Raw genomic sequence first — 25,938 nt, forward strand, 5'->3', positions numbered from 1 at the left:
GTACTGACGTAAGAAGGACGGGCACTCTCAGGAGTGCCCGTTTTGCTGTCTGCTCCCTTTGACGGAACGCTCTCTCGGGTCCATGTTAGAGAGAACAGACAGCCCATCGGGCATTGAGGAACAGACAGTATGACCATTGGGGACCGCGATCCCGTCGAGGTGTTCAACAACTCTCTGGTGCCGATGGTGGTCGAACAGACTGCCCGCGGAGAGCGAGCTTTCGACATTTTTTCACGCCTCCTTCAGGAGCGTATCATCTTCCTGACCGGCCCGGTTTACGATCAGGTTTCATCCTTGATCAGCGCTCAGCTTCTGTATCTTGAGAGCGTCAATCCGACCAAGGAAATTTCGTTCTACATCAACAGTCCTGGCGGTGTCGTTTCCGCTGGTCTCGCGATTTATGACACGATGCAGTACATTCGTTGCCCGGTTAGCACTGTCTGCATTGGTCAGGCTGCGTCCATGGGGTCGCTGCTCTTGGCTGGTGGCGAGAAGGGGCATCGTTACTGCCTGCCAAATGCGCGCGTGATGGTACATCAGCCATCTGGTGGGGCACAGGGTCAGGCGTCCGATATTGAGATTCAGGCTCGTGAGATCCTGTTGATCCGTCAGCGCCTGAACGAAATCTATCGTGAGCATACAGGGCAGACGCTTGAAGAGATCGAGCGCAAGCTCGAGCGTGATAGCTATCTGTCTGCTGAAGAAGCGAAAGAATTCGGTCTGATTGACGCTGTTGTGCGACGTCACCCCAACGTGGCAGCCAGTCAGGATTGAGTTTGTTTGAAGTGACAGGGGAGCAGGTTGCTCCCCTTGGAAAGAAAAAGCGGCATACCGATATGCCGCTTTTCATGTCTTGGAGCCTAGGGCTTCGGGGTTGCCGAAGGCTGAGACCTCGGCCTAGAGTTTTAAGTGCTTCCGCATGTCTGCTGCCGAAAAGTGGTCGGTGCGTGCGTGAGGGGAAAGAGGAACAGCGATGAGCAACAAATCCGGCGATTCCAAAAACACCCTGTATTGCTCGTTCTGTGGGAAATCCCAGCACGAAGTGCGCAAGCTGATCGCTGGCCCGACAGTTTTCATCTGTGATGAATGCGTTGAGTTGTGCATGGACATCATTCGCGAGGAGCATAAAACGCATCTCGTGAAGTCCCGAGACGGTGTTCCGACGCCAAAAGAAATCTGCAAGGTTCTGGACGATTACGTCATTGGTCAGTTCGAGGCCAAGCGCGCGCTTTCTGTGGCCGTTCATAACCATTACAAGCGTCTGGCCCATGCTCAGAAGAGCAATGACATCGAGATCGCGAAGTCGAACATTCTTCTGATTGGCCCGACCGGAACAGGCAAGACGCTGCTGGCTCAGACGCTGGCTCGTATTCTCGATGTGCCGTTTACCATGGCTGATGCCACGACGCTGACCGAAGCCGGTTATGTGGGCGAGGACGTTGAGAACATCATTCTGAAGCTTCTTCAGGCATCAGACTATAACGTTGAGCGTGCGCAGCGTGGCATCGTCTACATCGATGAAATCGACAAGATTTCTCGTAAGTCCGATAACCCCTCAATCACGCGTGATGTGTCGGGCGAAGGTGTACAGCAGGCGCTGCTCAAGCTGATGGAAGGGACCGTTGCGTCCGTTCCGCCGCAGGGTGGCCGCAAGCATCCCCAGCAGGAGTTCCTGCAGGTAGATACGACGAACATGCTGTTCATCTGCGGTGGTGCATTCGCGGGCCTGGACAAAATCATTGCCGCTCGCGGCAAGGGCTCGGGCATTGGCTTTGGAGCAGATGTGCGCTCTGATGACGAGCGTCGTCTTGGAGCAATTCTCCAGACCGTGGAACCTGAGGATCTTCTCAAGTTTGGTTTGATTCCAGAGTTCATCGGTCGTCTGCCTGTTATCGCGGCTCTGAACGACCTGGATGAAGCTGCTCTGATCCAGATTCTGAGCAAGCCCAAAAATGCGCTGACCAAGCAGTATGCGCGTCTTTTTGAGATGGAAGGCGTCAAGCTGACATTTACGGAAGACGCACTTTCCGCCATCGCCAAGCGTGCTATCGAACGTAAGACAGGCGCACGTGGTCTTAGATCGATCATGGAGAATATTCTCCTTGGAACGATGTTCGATCTTCCCGGGCTGGACAGCGTTGAGGAAGTCGTCATCAATCGTGAAGTGGCGGAAAGCAAAGCCAACCCTGTTTATGTGTACGGGAAAGGCAAAAGCGAGCCGGCTGAGCAATCTGCCTGAGGATGTTGAAGGGGCCGTCTTGTCAGGCGGCCTTTTCGTTCCGACATTCTGGATAGATGCTGTCTGAATTCGTGCCTTTTCTGCATGAAGAGACATCACGGTGTTCGCGCTGCCAGGCAGGCGGAGGCCGTGGGATCGTCCCTATGGAGATCAAGTGAATGACTGACGATACCAAGCCTAAGACGCGCCGTCGCACAAAGAAGGTGGATGACGCCGCAGTTGTGGAAAAGAAGCCTGCCCGCAAGCCGCGTGCCAAAGCCGCGGCTGCCTCTCCTGTGGAGGCTGTGACTGAGGTAGCCCCGGCTCCTCGCCAGGATGTCATGGCTGTTCTGCCGCTGCGAAACATTGTTGTGTTTCCGCACATGATTGTTCCGCTTTTTGTCGGGCGGGAAAAGTCAGTTAAGGCGCTGGAAACTGTCACACGCGATAGCAAGCAAATCCTGCTTGTTGCGCAGAAAGATGTTTCGCAGGATGACCCGTCTGCTGACGACATCTACCGTTACGGCACGGTTTCCACCATCCTTCAGTTGCTGAAACTGCCGGACGGAACCGTTAAGGTTCTGGTCGAAGGAACCCGTCGTGTTCAGATCACACGTCTGTTTGATGTGGATGGTCACTTCGAAGCTGAAGTGAAAGAAATTGCGGAGGAGCCTTTGTCGGCTACTCCAGGCAGTGATCTGGAAGCTCTGGGCCGCTCAACGGTTTCCCAGTTCGAGCAGTATATCAAGCTCAACAAGAAGATTCCGCCTGAAGTCATGGTCTCGATCAACCAGATCGAGGACCTGTCAAAGCTCGCGGACACAATTGCCAGCCATCTGAATCTCAAGATTTCCGAAAAGCAGGAAATTCTCGAGATGGCCTCTGCTGAGCAGCGTCTGGAGCAGGTCTTTGCTCATATTGAGACAGAGATTGGTGTTCTGCAGGTTGAGAAGCGTATCCGGAACCGCGTGAAGCGGCAGATGGAAAAGACGCAGCGCGAATATTATCTCAACGAGCAGCTCAAGGCGATCCAGAAGGAGCTTGGGGAAGGCGAGGATGGCAAGGACGAACTTGCTGAGCTTGAAGAGAAGATCAACAAGACGCGCCTGAGCCGTGAAGCTAAGGAAAAGGCCCATGCCGAGCTGAAAAAGCTGCGTGGCATGAGCCCGATGTCTGCGGAAAGCACAGTCGTCCGGAATTATCTGGACTGGCTGCTGGGTATTCCGTGGAAAAAGCGTTCCAAGATCACCAAGGAGTTCACGCACGCTGAAGGTGTGCTTGAAGCCGAACATTACGGTCTGGAAAAGGTCAAGGAGCGTATCCTTGAGTATCTTGCCGTGCAGACGCGTTCTCAGAAGATCAAGGGACCGATCCTGTGTCTCGTAGGGCCGCCGGGTGTTGGTAAAACGTCTCTGGCACGATCAATCGCCAAGGCAACGGGACGTCAGTACGTTCGGATGTCTCTGGGTGGTGTGCGCGACGAATCGGAAATTCGCGGTCATCGCCGGACGTATATCGGGTCCATGCCTGGGAAAATTATCCAGGGCATGAAGAAAGCGAAAACGTCTAATCCGCTATTCCTGCTGGATGAGATTGACAAACTGGGCGCGGATTGGAGAGGCGATCCTTCGTCTGCACTTCTGGAGGTTCTGGATCCGGAGCAGAACTCAACGTTTGCCGATCACTATCTGGAAGTCGATTACGATCTTTCGGATGTCATGTTCGTGACGACGGCTAACAGCCTGAACATGCCGCAGCCACTGCTGGATCGTATGGAGATCATCAATCTCTCCGGGTACACGGAAGATGAGAAGGTCCAGATCGCGCGTCGTCATCTGCTGTCAAAGCAGGCTGAGGCCCACAATCTCAAGCCGGATGAATGGTCTGTTTCTGATGAGACTCTGATGGAGCTGATTCGCTCCTACACGCGTGAGGCTGGCGTCAGAAATCTCGAGCGCGAGATTGCCCGGTTGGCTCGTAAAGCCGTGAAGGAAATCATCACGACGGGTGTGACGCATGTTGAGATCACGCCGGATAACCTGGAAAAATACGCAGGTGTCCGCCGCTTCCGTCATGGTGAGACCGAGACGGAGGATATGGTCGGTGTCGTGACCGGACTTGCCTGGACCCAGGTCGGCGGTGAGATCTTGACGATTGAGAGCGTCATGGTGCCTGGAAAGGGGCAGGTGAAGCAGACTGGCAAGCTGGGGGAAGTGATGCAGGAGAGCATCTCGGCCGCCCTGTCTTACGTCCGATCACGAGCTCAGGACTTCGGCATCCGGCCACCTCTCTTCGAGAAGCGCGACATCCATGTGCATCTTCCAGAAGGGGCTACGCCGAAGGACGGTCCGTCCGCAGGTATTGCGCTTGCTACGTCTCTTGTCAGTATTCTGACGCAGATTCCCATCCGTAGAGATGTGGCGATGACGGGCGAAATTACGCTGCGTGGTCGTGTGCTGGAAATTGGTGGCTTGAAAGAAAAGCTGCTTGCAGCGCTTCGGGCAGGGATCAAAACTGTTCTTATCCCGAAGGATAATGAAAAGGATCTTGCCGAGGTTCCTGAGAATGTCCGCCATGCTCTCAAGATTATTCCAGTCAGTCACGTCGATGACGTGCTGAAAATTGCTCTCACGCGTATGCCTGAGGCGATTGAATGGGATGAAAATGTCGATCCTGTAGGCGGAATTCCGGCTGAGAAAGTGGCTCCAAGGGCACTTCCGCACTAACGGTTGGGTTCTTATACGATTCTAACAGTTGACGCGGCCAAAAAGCGCTTCATAGTGCGGCCGCAGATCGAACAAGCGCCTGAGCCGCAAGACTCTTCGGAGGTTGGCTCAGGTGCTCTTAACACCAGAAAGGCACATCATGGAGAAGCCCCTCAACAAGCAGGAACTGATCGCCGCCGTTGCTGACGCCGCCGATCTTCCGAAGGCCAAGGCCAGCGAAGTTGTCGATGCGGTGTTCAGCACGATCGAGAAGACGCTTGCCAAGAAGCAGGAAGTTCGTCTGGTTGGTTTCGGTAGCTTCGTGACCGCTACGCGTAAGGCCGCCAAGGGCCGTAACCCGCGTACGGGCGAAGAGATCGACATTCCGGCATCCACCTCTGTCCGTTTCAAGCCGGGCAAAGGTCTTAAGGACGCCGTAAGCGAATAATTTCGCTTTTTTGGTTCTGAGTGCCTTTACGGGTGCTCAGAACCGTGTATATAGGCCACGTGTTTTCAGAGGGCGATTAGCTCAGCGGTAGAGCGTCTCGTTTACACCGAGAGGGTCGGCAGTTCAATCCTGTCATCGCCCACCACATGAAGACTGTTTTTTGACTATGGCCTGGCGTTTCGAAGTTTATGAGACGTTGGGATCGACTTCCGATCTCTGCAAAGAGAAAGCCGAGGCTGGAGCCCCCGAGAGGCTCGCCGTTCAGGCACTTTTCCAAACATCAGGGCGTGGAACCCGGGGTCGCAGTTGGGTAGATCCCGGCGGTAATCTGGCAATTTCTCTGTTGTTCAAACCGCAAAATCCTGAAAAATTTTTGACTGCCTGCCCGTTTCTGACCGCTTTGGCGCTTTACGAAACAGCGCAGAGTTTCTGCCCTTCAAAAGCAGAATTTTTGCTGAAATGGCCAAATGATCTGCTCTTGAATGAACGCAAAATGGCGGGAGTTCTGATTGAGGTAGGTGGTATTGCGTCTAACAGATGGGTTGTTGTCGGTATTGGTGCAAACCTGGCGCAGGCGCCTGACGTCCCTGGTCGTCAGTTGGCAGCCCTTTCCGATGTCGCCCCTGCAGTCGATCCCATCAAGTTTGGCGAGGCACTGACAGCGGAGATGGACCGTTGGATTGCCGCGTGGAATGATCATGGTTTCGAAGTCATCCGTCGGGCATGGCTCGAAAGAGCGCATCCGGTTGGACGTCATCTTGCGGTTCAGCGTGGTGAAACTTATATAACAGGTTCATTTTCAGGGTTGGATGAACAGGGGCGACTGCTTCTCGCTCTCCCGGGTGGTGAAACCATACCGGTCGTAACAGGTGATATCCTGCTGGGTTAAAGGGACCGGATCGGAACGTGCTTCTCGTCATTGATGCTGGCAACACCAACGTTGTGTTTGCCGTCCACGACGGTCAGTCGTGGATCGGTCAGTGGCGCATGTCCACCAGCGACTCCCGTACAGCAGATGAATATGCCGTTTGGTTGCTGGGCCTTTTCGATCGTATCGGGCTGAAGCCTGCGTCTGTCACGCGCGCGATTATCGGAACTGTTGTTCCCGCAGCATTATATGATTTGCGTCGTTTTTGTCGCCAGTGGCTCGATGTGGAGCCCCTTGTGGCCAATGCGGGCCTAGATTGGGGTATTGAAGCGCTAGTCGATAACCCGGCAGAACTTGGTGCGGATCGTCGATTGAATGGTCTGGCAGCCCAGCACTTTTATGGTGGCCCGCTCATTGTTGTTGATTTTGGCACGGCAACAACGTTTGATGTCGTGAATGAATACGGTCAATACTGTGGTGGGGCGATTGCTCCGGGCGTCAATCTGTCCATTGATGCCTTGCACAGAGCGGCGGCTCGATTGCCACGGATGAGCATCGGGCGCCCTCTGAACGCAATTGGCCGAAGCACAAGCGTTGCCATGCGTTCCGGACTCTTCTGGGGCTATGTTGGCCTGGTTGAAGGGATCGTAGGAAGAATTTCCGAAGAAATGGGCGGACGCCCCAAGATTGTTGCAACAGGCGGTCTTGCGCCTCTGTTTTCAGAGGGCACCAACCTGTTTGACGTGATGGCCCCAGATCTGACCCTGGATGGCCTCCGTCTCCTGGCGGACCGCAATGCGCTCCTGCCGATCTCAAATTCCCCCGAAGGCATGTAGGCTTTCGGCAATGAATATCGCTCATGATGGTAACACACGTAAGGAATAACTATGACGGATACACCTGACGGTTTGTCCTTCCTGCCTTTGGGCGGGACGGGCGAGATCGGCATGAATTTCAATCTCTATCGCCTCACTAAAAACAGTAAGGAAACCTGGCTCGCCATCGATTGCGGCATTGGCTTCTCAGGTAACGACACGCCTGAAGCTGAAGTGCTGATGCCGGACCCGACGTTTATCGCGGATCGTGCAAAGGATCTGTGTGGGCTGGTCATTACACATGCCCATGAAGATCATCTGGGTGCAGTAGCCCATCTCTGGCCTTATCTGCGCTGCCCGGTTTATGCCACGCCGTTTGCTGCCGCAGTACTGCGTCGTAAGCTACACGAAGCGCATCTGGTTAATCAGGTAAAAATTCATGTGGTGATGCCGGGCTCGCGCTTCCATGTCGGCCCGTTTGATCTTCAGTTTGTGTCGGTGACGCACTCTGTCGCGGAAGCGCAGGCAGTTGCTCTGCGGACGCCCCATGGGCTGATCGTTCATACAGGCGACTGGAAGCTGGACGAAAATCCGCTTGTTGGCCCGGTCACTGATCTGGAAGAGTTCCGTCGTCTGGGTGACGAAGGCGTTCTGGCGATGGTGGGTGATAGCACCAACGTCATGAAGGAAGGTCGTTCAGAGTCCGAAGCGGACGTCCGCAAAGGACTGACGGATCTGATCACAAGCCTTCACGGGCGTGTGGCCGTAACGTGCTTTGCCAGCAACGTGGCGCGCGTTGAGAGCATTGCGAAGGCTGCCATGGCGGCTGGTCGTGCTGTCATGATCGTGGGCCGTTCCCTGCGTAATCTTGAAACTGCTGCCCGTGAGTGCGGTTACTTCAGCGATCTGCCTCCGTTCCTGACGGAGCAGGACGCACGCGACGTCCATGATGACAACCTTCTGATGATCATCACGGGAAGCCAGGGCGAGCCTCGTTCTGCCCTGTCCCGTATCGCGTCCGATACTCATCCGAACATTTCGCTGGGTGAGGGTGACACGGTCATCTACAGCTCCCGCGTTATTCCGGGGAATGAGCAGGCTGTCATGGCTGTGCAGGACAACCTGTCCCGTCGTGGTGTGACTGTTCTGACGGACAAAGACGCGAAGGTTCATACGTCCGGTCATGCAACGGGCGATGATATTCGCGTTCTGTATGGCATTGTCCGTCCGAAATACAGCATTCCGACGCATGGCGAATGGCGTCATCTGACGGCACACGCGGCTCTGGCTCATGAAATGGGTTCTGATCCGATCCTGCTGGAAGATGGCGACATCCTGAACCTGTCTCCAGGTGAAGTGAAGGTTGTCGATACGGCACCGACTGGTCGTTTGGCGCTGGATGGCGGTCGTCTTCTGCCCATGACGGGTGGTGTTCTGGCGGCACGCCGCAAGATGCTCTTCAACGGCATGGTTCTTGCGAGCTTCGCTGTTGATGACGAAGGCTATGTAATCGGTGAGCCAAAGATCAGCGCGCCAGGTCTTCTGGAATCGGAAGATCCGGAAAGCATTCGCATTCAGGAAGAATTCGCTGATTCTATTGACGAAATTCCTGATGAACTGCGAAAGGACGACACGGCATTCCGTGATGCGGCCAAGACGGCCCTGCGCCGTGCCCTGGGGCGCAAGCTCCAGAAGCGTCCGCTTGTCGATGTTCATCTGCTGCGCGTCTGAGAGAATAGAGTATGCGTCTGAGTAAAGCCTTTCAGCCGACGCTGAAGGAAGTTCCGGCGGAGGCGCAAATTGCGTCTCATCGCCTGATGCTACGTGCAGGTCTGGTTCGCCAGACCTCCTCGGGTATTTATGCCTGGCTGCCAGCGGGCCTGCGTGTTCTTCGGAACATCGAGCAGATCATCCGCGAAGAGCAGGATACGATTGGCGCACAGGAAGTCCTGATGCCGACACTGCAGTCTGCTGATCTGTGGCGTCGTTCAGGGCGTTATGACGCTTATGGTCCGGAGATGCTGCGCATTCAGGACCGTCATGGTCGTGAGTTGCTTTACGGACCGACGAACGAGGAAATGATCACGGATATCTTCGGATCGTCCGTGAGTTCCTATAAGCAGCTTCCCAAGGCGCTGTATCATATTCAGTGGAAGTTCCGTGATGAGGTGCGTCCCCGTTTCGGTGTGATGCGCGGTCGCGAGTTCCTCATGAAGGACGCTTATTCCTTCGATGCAGACTATCAGGGCGCGGTTAACAGCTATCGCCGCATGATGCTGTCTTATCTGAGGATCTTCCAGCGTCTCGGTGTTCGCGCTGTTCCTATGGTTGCTGATACGGGGCCGATCGGTGGTGATCTCAGCCATGAGTTCCTGGTTCTCGCACCAACTGGTGAAAGCGGCGTATTCTTTGACGCTGCCCTGGAAGAGCAGGATTGGCTGGGCCGTCCGGTTGATTGTGATAACGAGGAAGATCTCGCCGCATTCTTCTCTTCCGTGACGGATCACTATGCCGCAACGGATGAGAAGCACGACGAGGCTGCCTGGGCGGAAGTGCCGGATGACCGGAAGCGGGAAGGGCGTGGCATCGAAGTCGGCCACATCTTCTACTTCGGCACCAAGTATACGGAATCCATGGGTATCGAAGTCAGCGGTGCCGACGGGACGAAATTCTCGCCTCACATGGGGTCTTATGGCGTCGGTGTCTCCCGTCTGGTCGGTGCTATCATTGAGGCATCGCATGACGACGCAGGCATCATCTGGCCGGATTCTGTCGCGCCGTACAAAGCTGCGATCCTTAACCTTCGTCCGGGTGATGAAGCCTGTGATGCTATCTGCGAAGAGATCTACAGGGCTGATCCAGAGAACTTCATGTACGATGATCGCTCCGAGCGCGCGGGCGTGAAGTTTAACGATGCTGATCTGATGGGTCATCCTTGGCAGATCATCGTTGGTCCCCGGGGTGCCAAGGAAGGCAAGGTTGAACTGAAGCGCCGTGCCGACGGTGAGCGGTTCGAACTGCCGGTGGCTGAAGCGCTGGCCAAGATCGGAGTCGCCTGATGTTTGGCCGCTTCGAGCGTATGGTGGCGGGGCGCTATCTGCGTGCCCGCCGTGGCGAACGCTTCGCCTCGATCATTGCAGTTTTCTCATTGGTCGGAATTGCGCTCGGAGTGGCCACACTCATCATCGTGATGTCGGTGATGAACGGGTTCAAGGCTGATCTGATGGGGCGTATCCTGGGTCTTCACGGAGATCTCTCTGTGTATGGCTATGGTCGCCCCATTGAGGCCTATCAGAACGACGTTGAGGCTATCCGCTCTATTCCCGGGGTCAAATCCGTCACACCCATGGCGCAGGGAACTGTGCTAGTCGAAGCCGGACGGTATTCGACGGGTGCGGAAGTCCAGGGGATTGCACAACAGGATTTTCGTGACTGGCGCGCCTTAAGCAGTGGTATTATCGCCGGGTCGATTGATCGTTTCACGGGAGACGACGCCGTTGCCATTGGGACGACCATGGCGGATCGTGCGGGTCTGACGATCGGTTCTCCAATTACACTCCTTTCTCCGGACGGTCAGGCGACACCATTCGGCACGATGCCGCGCGTAAAAACGTATCATGTGGCTGCCATCTTCGATGCCAATTGGAACGATTATAATTCCAACATCGTTCTCGTGCCGCTTCCGGCTGCGCAAAAATTTCTGATGCTTGAAAATGCAGTGTCGCTCATTCAGGTTTCGGTAGACGATCCTATGAACGTCCAGCTTACGCGTCAGGCCGTTGTCCAGCGTCTGGATGATCCACGCCTACGCGTTATTGATTGGAAGAACAGCGCAAATGGCTTCCTGGAAGCTGTGACGGTTGAGCAGAACGTCATGTTCCTCATTCTGACGCTCATTATTCTGGTGGCTGCTTTCAACGTTATCTCGTCCTTGATCATGATGGTGAAGGACAAGACGCGGGATATCGCGGTTTTGCGGACGCTTGGTGCGAGCCGCGGCGCAGTCATGCGGATATTCCTCATGAATGGCGCTTTTGTCGGGATTGTCGGGACGGCTGCCGGTTCTGCCCTTGGTATTGCGTTTGCCCTGAATATCGAACGTATCCGGCAGTGGCTCCAGTCTCTTACCGGGACCAATCTGTTCAACCCGGAAGTTTACTTTCTCGAGCGTCTTCCGGCGAAGCTGGTCTGGTCGCAGGTTGGAGAAGTGATTGCCATGTCTCTGGTGCTTTCTCTTCTCGCAACGCTGTATCCATCCTGGAGAGCAGCGCGAACTGATCCAATTGAGGCGTTGCGTCATGAGTGAGGCACAGGTGCCAGCATTAAAGCTGGAGAATTTGACGCGTCGTTTTCGGTCAGGTGAAGAAACGCTCGAAATTCTATCGAATGCCGAGTTTACGCTTTACCCCGGTGAAATTGTCGCCCTTGTGGCGCCGAGCGGGACCGGAAAATCTACGCTCTTGCATCTTGCCGGGCTGTTGGAAGCTCCCACCGACGGTACAGTTTATATCGGTGGCAAGGCGGTAAGTGGACTGAGCGATAGCGTTCGCACTGCTGTGCGGCGTGATCAAATCGGGTTTGTGTATCAGTTTCATCATTTGTTGGGTGAGTTCACAGCACGCGAGAATGTCATGTTGCCCCAGTTGGTTGCGGGTGTGTCCGCAAAGGTGGCGAAGGCGCGTGCCGAAGATCTATTGGGACGTTTTGGATTGTCTCATCGCCTGAATTCTTTGCCCGGCCGCCTGTCTGGCGGTGAGCAGCAGCGGACTGCCATCGCGCGGGCATTAGCCAATAGACCAAAACTTCTCCTTGCGGATGAGCCAACCGGCAATCTGGATGTTGGGACGTCTGATCACGTTTTTGATGAGCTATTGCGTGCCGTTCGTGAGGAAGGCGTTGCAGCACTGATTGCAACGCATAATCAGGAACTTGCGGCCCGTATGGACCGGACGGTGACGTTACGGGATGGGAAGCTCGTACCGTTTTGAGTCGAGGTGACTGGCAAGAAGAGCGCTGTATCTGCTCGCCGGTCCTGATAGAATAGAGGCATGTCTCATGCCGATTTTGTTCATCTCCGTAATCACTCAGCCTACTCCCTGAGCCAGGGTGCCATTCGCATTCCAGATCTGGTTAGTCTGGCCGTGAAGAACGGTATGCCTGCCGTTGCATTGACGGACAGTGGCAACCTATTTGGTGCTCTGGAATTTTCTCTTTACTGCCGAAGCAGCGGTGTACAGCCGATTGTCGGCTGTCAGCTTTCCCTTCCATCGCGCAGTACCAAGCCCGGAGCTCCTTCTGAGCCGCTGGTAGTGCTGGCCCGGAACGAGACGGGGCTGGCCAATCTCCAGATTCTGTCCTCTGAGGGCTTTCTGAACGGCGATCCGGCTGATCCAACAATCGCTGTGGATGTATTGTGCCAGCATGCCGATGGGTTGTTCCTTCTGACTGGCGGCAATCGTGGACCGATCAATCGGTTGATTTACGACGAGCAGAAAGGTGAGGCAGAAGAACTGCTGCGTCGTCTGGCAGATGCTTTTCCGGGTAATATTGCGGTGGAGCTCAATCGCTTCGGCGCGGCGGGTGAACGCGAAATCGAAAGCGTTCTGATCCCACTCGCGGACAAGCTTGATATTCCCCTTGTGGCTACCAACGAGTGCTTCTTCCCGACGCCGCAGATGCACGAAGCGCATGATGCGCTCATCTGTATCGCGCAAGGGCGGACGATGGCCGAAGCGGATCGTTGGCATGTTTCCCCGCAGGCCTGGTTCAAGACGCCGGCCGAGATGCGTGAGATCTTCAAGGATCTGCCAGAAGCTTGTGACAATACGCTTATTATTGCGCAGAAATGTGCCATCGCTGCATGCACGCGAAAGCCACTTCTGCCGATTTGCCCGAAGGTTCGTGAGGGCTCAACGGAAGAAGAAACGCTTCGTGCCATGGCATGGGAAGGGCTGGAAAAGCGCCTTGAAGCGATCAGTGCGGACGAAGATAAAAGAAAAATCTATTCAGATCGTCTGCAAACTGAACTCGACATCATCGCGAAGATGGGCTTCCCCGGCTACTTCCTGATCGTTGCTGACTTTATTCAGTGGGCAAAAGCGCATGATATTCCCGTCGGGCCTGGGCGTGGATCGGGTGCAGGCTCACTGGTGGCGTATGCACTGACCATCACTGATATTGATCCGCTACCCTTCGGCTTGCTGTTCGAGCGCTTCCTGAACCCGGAACGTGTCTCGATGCCTGACTTCGATATCGACTTCTGTCAGGACCGGAGAGACGAAGTTATCCGTTATGTTCGTGAGGAATACGGTGGAAGCCGTGTCGCTCAGATCATTACCTTCGGTAAACTTCAGGCCAAAGCTGCCGTCCGTGACGTTGGGCGTGTACTTGGTTTGCCTTATGGCATGGTTAACCGGGTTGCAGAACTGATCCCGAATAATCCTGCCAAACCAGTGACGCTAGCGCAGGCGATCGATGGCGAACCGCGCCTGCAGGAGATGCGAGACAGCGATGAAGCTTTGAAACGGCTTCTGGAAATTGCTCTTCAGCTTGAAGGTCTCTATCGGCACGCCTCAACACACGCCGCAGGCGTCGTGATTGGTGACCGAGAACTGGTCGAGCTGGTGCCGCTTTATCGAGACCCGAAGAGCGACATGCTGGTCACCCAGTACAACATGAAGTTTGTTGAGCAGGCCGGACTGGTCAAGTTCGACTTCCTTGGTCTGACGACATTAACAATTCTGAAGCGTGGTCTGGATTTCCTTAAAGAACAAGGAATTATCGTCGATCTCTCACGTATCCCATTAGACGATAAAAAGACTTTCGAAATGCTCGCCAAGGGAGACACGGCTGGTGTCTTCCAGTTTGAAGGCGCGGGCATGCGCGACATGCTCAAACAGATGGCCGCCAGTCGTCTGGAAGATCTGATTGCCGGTGTGTCGTTGTATCGACCGGGGCCGATGGCCAACATTCCGGACTATTGTCGGCGTAAACATGGCGAGGCATGGGAGCCGCCTCACGAAGAAATTCGGGATATTCTGGAAGAGACCTATGGGATCATGGTCTACCAGGAACAGGTTATGCAGATCGCTCAGAAGATGGCGGGCTACAGCCTTGGTGGTGCTGACCTTCTAAGACGCGCCATGGGCAAGAAAATTGCCTCTGAAATGGAGAAGCAACGCGAGATATTCACTGACGGCGCTACGGCCCGAGGAATTCCAAAAGATAAAGCCGTGGAAGTCTTTGATCTTATGGCTCGTTTTGCCGACTACGGCTTTAACAAGTCACATGCCGCTGCCTATGCTCTGGTTTCATATCAAACGGCCTGGATGAAGGCGAACCATCCAGTCGCATTCCTTGCCGGCTGCATGTCTCTGGCACGGGAAAAGACGGATAAACTCGCTGCGCTTTGTCAGGAAGCAAAGCGTATGAACATCTCGGTGCTTCCCGTTGATATCAATCGCTCAATGGCAGATTTTTCCATTGAGACACTGGAGGACGGGCGTCAGGGCATTCGTTATGCGCTTTCAGCCATCAAGCGCGTTGGGACTGCCGCCATGGAGGCGGTGGTCGCAGTTCGCGGAGACCGTCCTTTCAAGGATCTGACAGATTTTGCAGAGCGATGTGACCCTAAAAGCATCAACAAAATCCAGATAGAAAATCTCGCAAAATCAGGAGCTTTTGATAGTCTTCTTAAAGACCGTCACACCGTATTCGCGAGTGCGGACATCCTCATCCGGCGGGCGCAGGCGAGAGCGCAGGAACAGCAGGTTGGTCAGACGGGTCTGTTTGGCGGGAGCGGACAGGAGCGGGAAATTCTCCGTCTGAATGAGGGGCGCCCTTGGCCGGACTTCGAACGTCTCTCGCTGGAAGCGTCTGCTATTGGTTTCCATATGAGCGCTCATCCTCTGGACGCATACCGTACGGTTCTCAGGCGCCTGGGTGTCACACCGTCGAACGCATTAGAAAATGCTGCAAAAACAGGGAGTACCCGCGTCAAGATCGCTGGATGCGTCGTGGATAAGAAAGAGCGTCCTACCCGAACTGGCAAGAAGATGGCGTGGGTCAATCTCTCGGATAGTGGCGGTGGCTGTGAAGTCACGCTCTTCGCTGAGACATTGATGTCCTGCCGGGATCTTCTAGTCGCAGGGCAAGCTATTCTTGTGCAGGCTGAACTCAAACTGGACGGGGACGCTTTGCGGATTACGGCCCAGAGCGTCATGGATCTGGAGGTCGCAGCTGCGGCTGAGCAGTCTGAAATGCGGGTGTGGCTCCGCCAGTCAGCCGCTTTGCCCAGTCTTTCCGAAATGCTTGAAGAAATGCTTGGCGGACATGGGCGTGTCGTACTGCTTCCTTCTCTGGAAGAGACGCAGGACGTGGAAATCCTTCTGCCCGGGACATATCGCGTGACGCCTCGGTTGGCTGAGCGGATGCGCACCATCCGTGGCGTAGAGAAGGCTGAACAGCGATAAACCAGAGAAAATTCTTGCAATAAGGGCGCGTATCAGCCATATCGCGCTCGTCCGTTTTCTTCCCTTCAAGGAGGTTGGCGGACAATCCGCACGCATGACCATGAGGTTTTCTGGTGTTCCGTAAGGGGCGTCGTCATGCGGAGGTCTAACCAGATGCTAGGAATTTGAATCATGGCAATGCCAGAATTCACCATGCGCCAGCTCCTTGAAGCCGGCGTTCACTTCGGTCACCACACCCGCCGTTGGAACCCTGCAATGGCGCCGTACCTGTTTGGTATTCGCAATCAGGTCCACATCATCGATCTGCAGCAGACCGTTCCCCTGCTGGACCGCGCCCTGAAGCTGGTCCGCGAGACGGTTGCAAACGGTGGTCGCGTTCTTTTCGTTGGAACGAAGCGCGCTGCTGCTGAGCATGTTGCTGAAGCTGCCCAGCGTTGCGGCCAGTACTACGTGAACCACCGCTGGCTCGGCGGCATGCTGACGAACTGGAAGACCATCACGGGTTCCATCAAGCGTCTGCGCCAGATCGACGACATGCTGTCCGGTGACACGGCTGGTCTGACGAAAAAGGAAGTTCTCGACATCACGCGTGACCGTGAGAAGCTCGAGCGCTCCCTCGGCGGTATCAAGGAAATGGGCGGCCTGCCTGACCTGATTTTCGTGATCGACACGAACAAGGAAAAGCTGGCTGTTGAAGAAGCCAACAAGCTCGGCATTCCAGTGATCGGCATTCTGGACAGCAACTCCAACCCGGCCGGTGTCACGTACCCGATCCCGGGCAACGACGACGCTATCCGCGCCATCACCCTGTACTGTGACCTGATTTCTGGCGCAGTTCTGGATGGCATTTCTGCTGAGCTGGCTGCTTCCGGCCACGATATCGGCGCTGAAGAAGAGCTTCCGGCTGAGACCGCAGTTCTTGAAGCTGCCGTCGCCGAAGGTGAGCAGGCTCCAGCCGCTAACTGAGACAGCGTGCCGTGTTCTCTCTGATGGCACGGCAACTGAAAAACATGCATGCGGTCGGGCGTTTACGCTCGGCCGCATGATCTTTTCGAGGGATAAGAGAACATGGCAGAGATCACCGCAGCCCTGGTTCGCGAGCTACGCGAAAGCACCGGCGCAGGCATGATGGATTGCAAGAAGGCTCTGACTGAAGCCTCTGGCGACATGGAAGCCGCCATCGACTGGCTGCGCACGAAGGGCCTGTCCCAGGCTGCCAAGAAGTCTGGCCGTACCACGGCAGAAGGCCTGGTTGGCGTTGTTTCCGGCCCGAACCGCGCCGCTATGGTCGAAGTCAATGCCGAGACGGACTTTGTTGGCCGTAACGAAGCATTCCAGGCTTTCGTTGAGCAGGTTGCTCAGGTTGCTCTGGAAGTTGGTGATGACCTGGAAACCATCAAGGCTTCCAAGGTTCCGTCTGGCCGTACGGTTGCTGACGAACTGACGCACCTGATCGCCACGATCGGTGAAAACATGTCCATCCGTCGTGCCAAGGTTCTGTCCGTAGAGACCGGCGTTGTCGCAAGCTACGTGCACAGTGCACTGCGTCCGGGCATTGGCAAGATTGGTGTTCTGGCTGCTCTTGAAGCACCGTCCGAGAGCGAAGCTATTCTGACGCTTGGCCGCCAGATTGGTATGCACGTTGCTGCAACCCGTCCTGCCGCTCTGGATGTTGCAAGCGTTGATCCGGAATCTCTGGAGCGTGAGCGCGCTGTTCTGATCGAGCAGGCTCGTGAGTCCGGCAAGCCGGAAGCCATCATCGAAAAGATGGTCGAAGGTCGTGTCCGCAAGTTCTACGAAGAAGTTGTTCTTCTTGAGCAGGTCTGGGTGCTGGACGGCGAAAGCCGCGTGTCCAAGGTCGTTGAGAAGGCTGGCGCGAAGCTGATTGGTTTCGAGCGCTTCCAGCTTGGCGAAGGCATCGAAAAGGAAGAAAACGACTTCGCTGCTGAAGTGGCTGCTGCTGCTGGCACGAAGTAACATCTTTCTTTTTCCGGCTGATGGGCTTGCCTGTTCAGTTGGATACGAGAGACTGGAAACTCCCGCATGGTTATCGTGCGGGAGTTTTTCTGTTTTCAGGGGCTGTGGGGCTGTTTTGCAATGATGGAATGGGAAGCCGCTGCGCTTGTTCTCTCCGTTCGACCCTACGGCGAAGGCAGTGCACTTGTTCATCTGTTGAGCGAAGAGCACGGTGTTTCGCATGGAATGGTCCGTGGGGGTGGTTCACGGAAACAGGCCCCGCTTTGGCAAACCGGTAATCTTGTCATGGCCAGATGGCGCGCCCGGTTGTCTGATCAGCTTGGAGGTGTGACTGCCGAGCCGGTGCAAAGTGTGGGAGCCAGATTGCTGGACTTGCCGTTGCAACTGGCGATGGTCAGTAGTGCATGTGCCCTCGCTGACGGGGCGCTCCCACAAGGTGAGCCTCATCCTGAGCTTTTCATGCGCTTGATCCGTCTACTTACATTGATTGCTGTTGCTCCCGAGCCGCCTCCCATGGCGGCCTATATTCGCTGGGAACGTGAACTGCTCGGTGGCCTTGGGTACGGTCTGGATCTTTCGACCTGTGCAGTTACGGAGACGACTGAAGATCTGGATTTTGTCTCTCCACGATCTGGCCGGGCTGTAAGCGTTGCGGGAGCAGGAGAATGGCGGGACCGTCTATTGCCGCTTCCGGCCTTCCTCCGACATGACGAAGAAGAAGGCCTGCCTGACGAATGGTTGCAGGGAATGACCCTGACAGGTCATTTTCTGGCACGGTGGGTCTTTGGCGTCCGGCATCAACCATTGCCTGCAGCCCGCGAAAGGCTTTTTGAACGTGTCCGTAAATTGACGGAGCCAAACGAGTTGCAGAGTGATGCGGTCAGTATTGTACCTGAACCGGACCTGGACGAAGGCCACTGACGGCATCCGGGTCCGCGCGCCAGTTCCAGACGGACCAGTCCCATCCCGGATGCTGATTAATTTCTGCGGTCATACGTTGTTCTTCATTCGCAGAGACATGGTGGCCGGACTGGTAAGCGTGGTAAGCTGACATATTGCCCATATAGACGCACCCGCAGGCTGTCGGATCCGCATAGAGCAGGACCGGAATATTGCCTTGCATGCGGTACGTCATGGTGTTGGCAGGAAGCAGGTTCATCATTTGCCAGCGGGCTGTTGTATCGGCCGGATGGGCGACAAAGCCGCTGCGAGCCAGTGTATCCTCTTCATGGAGGATGGGCCGGTAGGGTGAACAGGCCGAAAGAAGAACGAGGGCGACGCTGGACAGAAGCGGCCGCCAGTGTCTAATTCCTGCGGAGAAAAGGGGAAGTGCATGGGCGTTGATCTGGCGGGTCATATTGAGGATACCAAGCTCGCGGAGGCTCTGAGCGAGCGATATATTGCGTATGCGATGTCGACGATCATGTCGCGGTCCCTTCCGGATGTACGTGATGGTCTCAAGCCGGTGCATCGGCGCCTCCTCTATGCGATGCAGCAGCTACGCCTTGATCCCACATCAGGGTTTAAAAAGTGTGCACGTGTCGTCGGTGACGTGATCGGTAAGTTTCACCCGCATGGTGATGCGTCCGTTTACGAAGCGCTGGTGCGTCTGGCGCAGGATTTTGCCGTTCGGTATCCGCTGGTTGAAGGGCAGGGCAATTTCGGCTCCATCGATGGCGATGGCGCAGCCGCCATGCGATACACGGAAAGCCGACTGACAGAGATTGCCCAGACGCTGCTGGATGGCATCAACGATGATGCTGTCGACTTCCGGCCTACTTACGACAACGAAGATCACGAACCGATTGTCCTGCCTGGGACGTTCCCGAACCTTCTGGCCAATGGCTCCGCGGGTATTGCGGTGGGCATGGCGACAAGCATTCCGCCTCACAATGCTGGTGAAATCTGCCGAGCTGCAAAGCTTCTGATTGAGAAGCCTGAAGCAACAGTTGCGGAACTCGTCGATTACATTCCAGGCCCTGACTTCCCGACCGGTGGCATTCTGGTGGAAGATCGGGATTCGATTATCCGGTCTTACGAAACCGGCCGAGGCAGTTTCCGGACAAGGGCGCGCTGGGAAGTTGAGCAGGGACGTTTTGGTACGTGGTGCATCGTCGTCACTGAAATTCCCTATCAGGTGCAGAAATCCCGTCTGATCGAACAGATCGCCGAGTTGATGGAGCAGCGTAAGCTGCCCTTGCTCGGGGATGTCCGGGATGAAAGCACCATGGAAATTCGTCTGGTGCTGGAGCCCAAGACCAAGGGATGTGATCCTGAAGTCCTGATGGAGACGATGTTTCGGAACACGGCACTTGAGAGCCGGTTCAGTCTGAACATGAACGTTCTGGGCGGGGATCGTGTACCGGGTGTTCTGTCGATCAAGCAGGTCATTCAGGCTTGGCTGGCACATGTGCATGAAGTGCTGGTTCGACGTTCCAACCATCGCCTTGCGGCGGTCCTGCGTCGACTGGAAATTCTTGACGGCTTTCTGGCGGTTTATCTGAATCTTGATGAGGTTATCCGCATCATTAGAGAAGAAGATGAGCCCAAGGTCTGCCTTATGAAGACCTTCACATTGACGGATATTCAGGCGGAAGCCGTGCTGAATATGCGTCTGCGCTCTTTACGGCGCCTGGAAGAGATGGAAATCCGTAAAGAACGTGATGCGCTGGCGGATGAGCGGAAATCTCTTGAAACCCTTCTGGGATCTGAAAAGCGGCGCTGGACACGGATCGGCAAAGATCTGGACGCCACGATCAAGAAGTTCGGCAGTGGCCCACTAGGGGATCGCCGGACAACAATTGCTGAACCGCCCAAAGCCATCGATATTTCAGCGGCTCTGGAGGTTGATCGTGAGCCTCTGACAATCCTGCTGTCCAGCGAAGGCTGGATACGGGCCATGAAAGGTCACGGATTGGACCCGGAAGGCCATCGCTTCAAGGAAGGCGATTCACCAGGACTGATGGCGGAGTGTCAGAGCACAGACCGGGTCTGTCTGATCGCCAGCGGCGGAAAGGCCTTCACACTCAAGGCTGCGGATCTACCCCGCGGGCGTGGTTTCGGTCAGCCAGTGCGGACGCTGATGGATATCGCACAGGAAGAACGCATCGTAGCGATGTTCCCCGTGACGGAAGATGGCAGACGCCTGATCGCGTCCGAAAGCGGGCGTGGCATGATTGTCTCTGAGGCCGGCATCGTTGCTGAGAAGCGTACAGGCAAGCAGGTGTTTAACGTCAAGGATGGGGAAAGCGTTTTTGCCTGTATTCCGGCAGTTGGAACGCATGTTTTGGCGGTAGGGCATAACAAGCGCGTTCTTATTTTCCCAATGGAGCAGGTTCCTGAGATGACGCGTGGGTCAGGCGTCTCTCTGCAGAAGCTGGGAGATAGCACATTGCGGGATCTTCGAGCGTTTACGCTTGAAGAGGGCCTTCTGTGGCAGCCCGGGCAGCGTGTACGACCTGCTGCTGATCTGGCTCCGCTTGAAGGACGGCGCGGTGCAGTTGGGCGTGCTGCCCCGCAATGGATCCTGCGCAAACCAAGCTGATGTCAGACCGGCGCGGCCAACGTTTCCCAGTGACCGCCCTGGAAGATCTCAGCCGGACGGAAGGTGGCCTTATAAGCCATTTTCCGGCTGCCGGGGACGTAATAGCCCAGATAGAGGTGAAGGCTTCCGCGCCGCTTGGTCAGATTGATCAGCGTCAGGATTGAATAGGTTCCCCAAGAGGCCGTCGGGCTGGATGTATCGTAGAACGTATAAACTGCGGACAGGCCGTCAGACATAATATCCACGAGGCTGACGCAGACGAGTTGGCCTTCAGGGGTTCGAAATTCCACGACAACCGTTTCCACCGGCGTGTTGGAAATCAGTTCGACGTAATCCTGCCAGGACATGTGGGCCATGTCGCCGTCCGTGTGCCGGCTTTCCTGATAGGCGTGGAACAGGGCAAACTGCTCCTGTGTTGGCACCGGCGGTATGATGACAGCATTGGTATTTTCGTGATGCTTCCAGACGCGCTTCTGGGCACGCGAAGGCGTAAAGAGTCCTACAGGAAGGCGCAGGGGCTTGCAGGCCCGGCAGTCGATGCAAACAGGTGCGTAAGCGATTGTATGGCTGCGCCGGAAGCCAGCCTGGGACAGACGGTCATGCAATGCCGAAGCATTCGGACCGGAAAGATCAGTCAGAACCTTGCGCTCCATGCGGTCAGGCAGGTACGGGCATGGTGCTGGCTCGGTTGTATAGAAGAGCTGTGGGCGGTGTTGCACAGGGCCGCTCCTCCAATGGAAAACCAGATGGGTTCTTCAGCCTAACCCAGACAGGACGCTGGCGCATCCATCATCTTTGCGGGAAGAGTATAGCCTCGGCCTGATTGGGAGTTTTATGAGGCACTGGACCATTCTGGATTGTGTTCTGACGTTTTTTCGCTGGGCGCTTCCCATCTGCGTGACGCTCCATGCGCTGCGGCATAAACGGAATACGTCTGCCTGTGCCGGGTGGATTGGCGTGTGTTGGGTCGGGCCGTTTGTTGGGACCGCGCTTTATCTGATGTTCGGCATCAACCGGGTGCATCGCCGGGCCCGGAAGATGATCGATCATCATTCCTGGGAAGGACGGGAGCTGCTCGCCAAATACCGGCAGGTGATGGACGGCCATCTGGCGCCATTGGCGAAGATGCTCGGACGACTGACAGAACGGCCGCTGATGGGGGGGAACTCCGTCAAGGTGTTGCATGATGGGGATAACGCCTATCCCGTCATGATCGAAGCCATCAATCAGGCGCAGACGTCGATCGTGCTGTGCTCTTACATTTTCCGGGCCGACAGGATTGGAGAAATGTTTGCGGAAGCTCTGGTGGAAGCACACAGACGGGGCGTCGAAGTTCGTGTTCTGGTCGATGGAATCGGGAGTGGATATTTCCGGTGTGCGATTGAACGCCGTCTGCGACGGGACGGCGTGAAGTGTTCGCGGTTCATGCATTCTGTGTGGCCGTGGCGCATGCCGTTCATCAACCTCCGCAATCACCGTAAAATTCTGGTGGTGGATGGTCGTCTCGGTTTCATGGGTGGCCTGAATATCGGCGAGGAGAACATGCTTCGTCTCCGCACCAAACTGCCGGTTGCGGACACGCATTTCCAGTTGCGTGGGCCAATTGTGCACCAGCTTTCCGTAGCTTTCGCCTGGGATTGGTCTTTTACAACCGGGGAAGAGCTTCGTGGGGAGCCGTATCTGCCTGAGCCGGTTCCGGTTGGTGATGTACCCATGCGGATTGTTACGTCTGGGCCGGATGCGGATCTGGAGAAGATTGAGTACGGAATGCTTCAGGCCATCACGTTGGCAAAGACGCATGTCCGCCTCATGACGCCATATTTTCTGCCAGATGATCGATTTTCAGCCGCATTGAATCTGGCCGCCCTACGAGGCGTGGTGATTGACGTTGTCGTGCCCAGGAGCAGCAACCATGCCATCATTGATTATGCACGAGATGCCAATCTGAGGCCGTTTCTGGATGCCGGGTGCCGCGTATGGATGGCCGACCCGCCCTTCAACCATTCCAAGCTCATGGTTGTGGACGATGAGTGGAGCTTTGTTGGCAGCACTAATCTGGACGTACGGTCTCTGCGGTTGAATTTCGAAATCAATCTGGAGATTTACGATACAGGCGTCGCGCGGGACCTGTCTGCGTTCATGGATAGTCACCGGAAAAACCGCCTGACCCATCACGATATTGATCGGACGCCTTATCTGATCCAGATTCGCAATGCGGCGCTCCGGCTTTTTCTTCCTTACCTGTAACCGTCAGGGATTGAGGCGCAGCGTCACCGAGATGGGCCGGTGATCAGAGCCAAAGCGCGGCAGGGCCTTCGCCTCAAGGCGGTTAACTCCACGCACGAGGCATCGGTCCAGCCGCAAGGGAAGGCGGTCCAGCATGCGGTGTGTCTTTTCACGAGGGCCAACATCGTGAAAGCCGGGCAGGAGCACTGGGCCAACAAGATTGAAGTCCCCCATAATAACGGCACGCCGATGCATGTTGGCTGTCAGACTGCGTAATTGCCTGCGGTTCAGGATCTGACCGTGCGACAGATGGACGTTGGCGAGAGAAAAATTTCCAAAATCGAGAATCTGCGCAGTACGCTTGACCATCAGGCCCCGCGGCAGATGACAGAAAGATGGAGGCTGCGTGAAGGGCAGGCGGCTCCAGCAGGCGGTACCATGTGGCCGACCGGGCAGAGGGATGCGATCATAATATCCTCCCAGAATTTCCGGTAGGACATCAACGGGCTCCTGAGCTTCCTGCATCAGGACGACGTCCGGGTTTTCCGAGCGAATGACTGTCAGGATGTCTTCCAGTGATGCGCCGTCCCAGCGCAGAAGGTTCCAGCTTAGAACGCGGAACGGCGCGCCAGACATAAGGGATGCCGTCACTTGGGAGACTCCGAAATATAGAGGGGGCCTGATTGTGGCCTGTGCGGGCCAGCAGCGAACTCACTTGTCAGGGTGTAGCCGATGGCCAGAAGAACAGGGCCCAGAAAAATCCCCAGTCCGCCAAAGGCTACCACGCCGCCAAGAACTCCCAGAACGGTCAGGAGATAAGGGAGTTGTGCCCCTCGTGAAATGAAAATCGGGCGGATCAGGTGGTCTGCGCCTGAAATGACGATGACGCCATAAGCCGCCAGAAAAAGGCCATGTCCGACATGATGGGTCATGGCCAGCCAGATGGCGGCGGGAATCCAGATTAACGGTGCTCCGATGGGAAAGACAGCCACGAAAGCTGCGATACCCGCCAGGAGAACGGGCGATGGGACACCTGCGATCATAAGGCCAATCCCGGTCAGGACGCCTTGAATGATGGCCGTGCCGAGCACGCCGTACACAGTGCCACGAATGGTCCGACCAATGACATTGATGAGCCGTGGTGTAGCGCGTGGGCCAGCAATGCGAGCGATGAGGGCCGTAATGGTCATGCCAAGGGCGTCGCCGTTCAACCAGAGGAAGAATGCGACGAACAGCGCCATGACCAGCTCAACGAGACCGCTGGCCAGTTTCACAAGAACGGCAAGCGTGAAATGAGCGATCTGCCCGAAGTAAGGACGCAGCATCTCCGTGGCAGCACCCACGTCATGCGTCAGATGATACCAACCTTCGACCAAGTGTGGGCCAGCCATAGGGATGCGCCCCATCCAGGCGGGGGGTGGACCAGCTGAGGCGGCTTTGAGAAGCAGCGTGTCCAGGCTGGCGATGGTTGCTGGAATATCGCTGATTCCGGCAGAGGTTAGAACGGATAGAGGCACGATAATAGTCACGGCGCTAAGCATCATCATGGTGAGTGCAGCGAGAGCCGGACGAATATGGCGTCGTAGCCACCGATAGATGGGCCAACTCGCAAAAGTCAGGATTGCCGCCCAAAGGATGGCCGAAAGAAATGGCCAGAGGATGATTCCACATCCATAGGCAATTCCGACAAGGACGAAGCCAAGAATGATCCGTTCGGTCTTCATGCAATGGTTTTCCGGACGGTCAGGGGCTTCAAGGCTGGGACCTGCATGTTCATGACTGGACACTGTGCCACGCTCTGGCGTTCTGCGCATCCCTCGACCTATGGTGTAACCATGACGAACTCACCCCTTATCACCGCAAAAGACCTCCTTTCTGTTGGGACGGCATATGTTCCGCTCGACGCCAGTGTTCTTCTGCCGGGTCAGAAGGGCGATCTGGACGTAGCTTTTCTTGAGCGTCGCCTGCCAAATGCGCGCCGATTCGACATTGATGTTTTTGCCGATCCAGACAGTCCGCTCCCACATACGGTGCCGGGTGCCGCCCGGTTCGCTCGTCTCATGGGTGAACTGGGGCTGAGTGAAGAGACACCTCTTGTCTTCTATGACGGCAAAGGAAGTGTCGGGGCCTGCCGAGCGTGGTGGTTGGCTCGTCTTTTCGGGCATCAGAATGTGAAGGTTCTGGATGGCGGACTGGCAGCCTGGGAAAACGCGGACGGCGCATTGGAACATGGTGCTCCCACGCCGGCACAGCCAGTGTCCTACAGGACGCGTCCACAATACCGGTTACTTGCTGGAAGCGCTGACATTCTGAACGCTGACGCGCATACTGTCGTACTGGATGCGCGGAGCCATGCCCGTTTCACGGCGTCCGTGCCAGAACCTCGCCCTGGTGTCCGAGGAGGGCATATGCCGGGAGCTCTCAGCCTCGACTGGACGCAGCTTGTGGATGAGGCCGGTCATTTTCTGCCCGTTGAGTCTCTGCAAGATCTGTTTGCTCCGGTCGCTGGGCGGCAGGTGATTACCAGTTGCGGGTCGGGTTTGACGGCGGCAACGCTCCTGGCTGGTCTGGTAATCGCTGGGCTGCCAGATGGCGCGTTATATGATGGGTCATGGGCTGAATGGGGCAGCGATCCACAGGCACCAATCGTGACGGGAGAAGAATAA

At 55.9% G+C, this 25,938-nt stretch carries 21 protein-coding genes and 1 tRNA gene; 18 read left to right on the plus strand and 4 right to left on the minus strand.

The annotated features are described in order from the left end of the window. The first annotated feature begins 129 nt into the window (after window positions 1-129). The 15 genes from M2305_RS11845 (at window position 130) to recO (ending at window position 18,423) form a co-directional block, all read left to right on the plus strand. Window positions 130-774 carry an ATP-dependent Clp protease proteolytic subunit gene (locus M2305_RS11845; RefSeq protein ID WP_046901425.1) on the plus strand — a complete coding sequence of 215 codons (645 nt, stop codon included), beginning with the start codon at window positions 130-132 and terminating at the stop codon, window positions 772-774. Window positions 775-973: 199 nt separating this feature from the next. Next, window positions 974-2,239, plus strand: a complete 1,266-nt coding sequence (clpX, locus tag M2305_RS11850) for an ATP-dependent Clp protease ATP-binding subunit ClpX (RefSeq protein WP_046901426.1) — start codon at window positions 974-976, stop codon at window positions 2,237-2,239. 158 nt (window positions 2,240-2,397) lie between these two features. Further along, the gene (gene lon / locus M2305_RS11855) at window positions 2,398-4,944 is read left to right on the plus strand and encodes an endopeptidase La (protein WP_264649456.1); all 2,547 of its coding nucleotides are present in this window, start codon (window positions 2,398-2,400) and stop codon (window positions 4,942-4,944) included. Between the two features lie 139 nt (window positions 4,945-5,083). Continuing rightward, the gene (locus M2305_RS11860; RefSeq protein WP_007282110.1) at window positions 5,084-5,371 is read left to right on the plus strand and encodes an HU family DNA-binding protein; all 288 of its coding nucleotides are present in this window, start codon (window positions 5,084-5,086) and stop codon (window positions 5,369-5,371) included. Window positions 5,372-5,441: 70 nt separating this feature from the next. Continuing rightward, a tRNA-Val gene (locus tag M2305_RS11865) sits at window positions 5,442-5,516 on the plus strand. Window positions 5,517-5,537: 21 nt separating this feature from the next. Next, window positions 5,538-6,260, plus strand: coding sequence for a biotin--[acetyl-CoA-carboxylase] ligase (locus M2305_RS11870; protein WP_264649457.1), 723 nt, complete (start codon window positions 5,538-5,540; stop codon window positions 6,258-6,260). Window positions 6,261-6,277: 17 nt separating this feature from the next. Beyond that, a complete protein-coding gene (locus tag M2305_RS11875; protein ID WP_264649458.1) occupies window positions 6,278-7,075 on the plus strand; it encodes a type III pantothenate kinase in 798 nt (265 codons plus the stop codon). A gap of 51 nt (window positions 7,076-7,126) precedes the next feature. Further along, complete coding sequence (locus tag M2305_RS11880) at window positions 7,127-8,785, plus strand: ribonuclease J (RefSeq protein ID WP_203547465.1); 1,659 nt, start codon at window positions 7,127-7,129, stop codon at window positions 8,783-8,785. Window positions 8,786-8,796: 11 nt separating this feature from the next. Continuing rightward, entirely contained in the window at window positions 8,797-10,113 is a 1,317-nt protein-coding gene (gene proS, locus M2305_RS11885) for a proline--tRNA ligase (protein ID WP_264649459.1), read from the plus strand. Further along, the gene (locus tag M2305_RS11890) at window positions 10,113-11,360 is read left to right on the plus strand and encodes a lipoprotein-releasing ABC transporter permease subunit (protein WP_264649460.1); all 1,248 of its coding nucleotides are present in this window, start codon (window positions 10,113-10,115) and stop codon (window positions 11,358-11,360) included. Before proS ends, M2305_RS11890 begins: the two co-directional genes overlap by 1 nt. Then, on the plus strand, window positions 11,353-12,042 hold the full coding sequence (locus M2305_RS11895) for an ABC transporter ATP-binding protein (RefSeq protein WP_264649461.1): 690 nt from the start codon (window positions 11,353-11,355) through the stop codon (window positions 12,040-12,042). Before M2305_RS11890 ends, M2305_RS11895 begins: the two co-directional genes overlap by 8 nt. Window positions 12,043-12,102: 60 nt before the next feature. Beyond that, on the plus strand, window positions 12,103-15,525 hold the full coding sequence (dnaE, locus tag M2305_RS11900; RefSeq protein ID WP_264649462.1) for a DNA polymerase III subunit alpha: 3,423 nt from the start codon (window positions 12,103-12,105) through the stop codon (window positions 15,523-15,525). Between the two features lie 171 nt (window positions 15,526-15,696). Then, window positions 15,697-16,491 carry a 30S ribosomal protein S2 gene (gene rpsB / locus M2305_RS11905; RefSeq protein ID WP_046901435.1) on the plus strand — a complete coding sequence of 265 codons (795 nt, stop codon included), beginning with the start codon at window positions 15,697-15,699 and terminating at the stop codon, window positions 16,489-16,491. A gap of 102 nt (window positions 16,492-16,593) precedes the next feature. Then, entirely contained in the window at window positions 16,594-17,502 is a 909-nt protein-coding gene (gene tsf / locus M2305_RS11910) for a translation elongation factor Ts (RefSeq protein ID WP_046901436.1), read from the plus strand. A 123-nt stretch (window positions 17,503-17,625) separates the two neighbouring features. Continuing rightward, complete coding sequence (gene recO / locus M2305_RS11915) at window positions 17,626-18,423, plus strand: DNA repair protein RecO (RefSeq protein WP_264649966.1); 798 nt, start codon at window positions 17,626-17,628, stop codon at window positions 18,421-18,423. Here the strand turns inward: recO and M2305_RS11920 are convergent. Then, entirely contained in the window at window positions 18,383-18,859 is a 477-nt protein-coding gene (locus M2305_RS11920) for a hypothetical protein (protein ID WP_264649463.1), read from the minus strand. The genes recO and M2305_RS11920 overlap by 41 nt on opposite strands. Here M2305_RS11920 and parC point away from each other — a divergent pair. Further along, window positions 18,836-21,046, plus strand: coding sequence for a DNA topoisomerase IV subunit A (gene parC / locus M2305_RS11925; protein ID WP_211496928.1), 2,211 nt, complete (start codon window positions 18,836-18,838; stop codon window positions 21,044-21,046). The genes M2305_RS11920 and parC overlap by 24 nt on opposite strands. Before the next feature lie 2 nt (window positions 21,047-21,048). Here the strand turns inward: parC and M2305_RS11930 are convergent, their stop codons facing one another. Next, a complete protein-coding gene (locus tag M2305_RS11930; protein WP_099212259.1) occupies window positions 21,049-21,765 on the minus strand; it encodes an arginyltransferase in 717 nt (238 codons plus the stop codon). A gap of 115 nt (window positions 21,766-21,880) precedes the next feature. On the opposite strand from M2305_RS11930, the gene cls reads away from it, so the two are divergent. Further along, window positions 21,881-23,293 (plus strand): cardiolipin synthase, encoded by a 1,413-nt coding sequence (cls, locus tag M2305_RS11935; RefSeq protein WP_099212261.1) that lies wholly within the window; start codon window positions 21,881-21,883, stop codon window positions 23,291-23,293. 3 nt (window positions 23,294-23,296) lie between these two features. Here the strand turns inward: cls and M2305_RS11940 are convergent, their stop codons facing one another. Together M2305_RS11940 and M2305_RS11945 are read right to left on the minus strand one after the other, a co-directional pair. After that, window positions 23,297-23,923 carry an endonuclease/exonuclease/phosphatase family protein gene (locus M2305_RS11940; protein ID WP_046901441.1) on the minus strand — a complete coding sequence of 209 codons (627 nt, stop codon included), beginning with the start codon at window positions 23,921-23,923 and terminating at the stop codon, window positions 23,297-23,299. Next, on the minus strand, window positions 23,920-24,996 hold the full coding sequence (locus M2305_RS11945) for an AI-2E family transporter (protein ID WP_046901442.1): 1,077 nt from the start codon (window positions 24,994-24,996) through the stop codon (window positions 23,920-23,922). The genes M2305_RS11940 and M2305_RS11945 overlap by 4 nt, the downstream gene beginning before the upstream one ends. A gap of 111 nt (window positions 24,997-25,107) precedes the next feature. Here M2305_RS11945 and M2305_RS11950 point away from each other — a divergent pair, with 111 nt between their 5' ends. Further along, the gene (locus M2305_RS11950; RefSeq protein ID WP_264649967.1) at window positions 25,108-25,938 is read left to right on the plus strand and encodes a sulfurtransferase; all 831 of its coding nucleotides are present in this window, start codon (window positions 25,108-25,110) and stop codon (window positions 25,936-25,938) included.

The organism is Gluconobacter cerinus (assembly GCF_025961355.1).
GTDB classification, from domain to species: Bacteria; Pseudomonadota; Alphaproteobacteria; order Acetobacterales; family Acetobacteraceae; genus Gluconobacter; species Gluconobacter cerinus.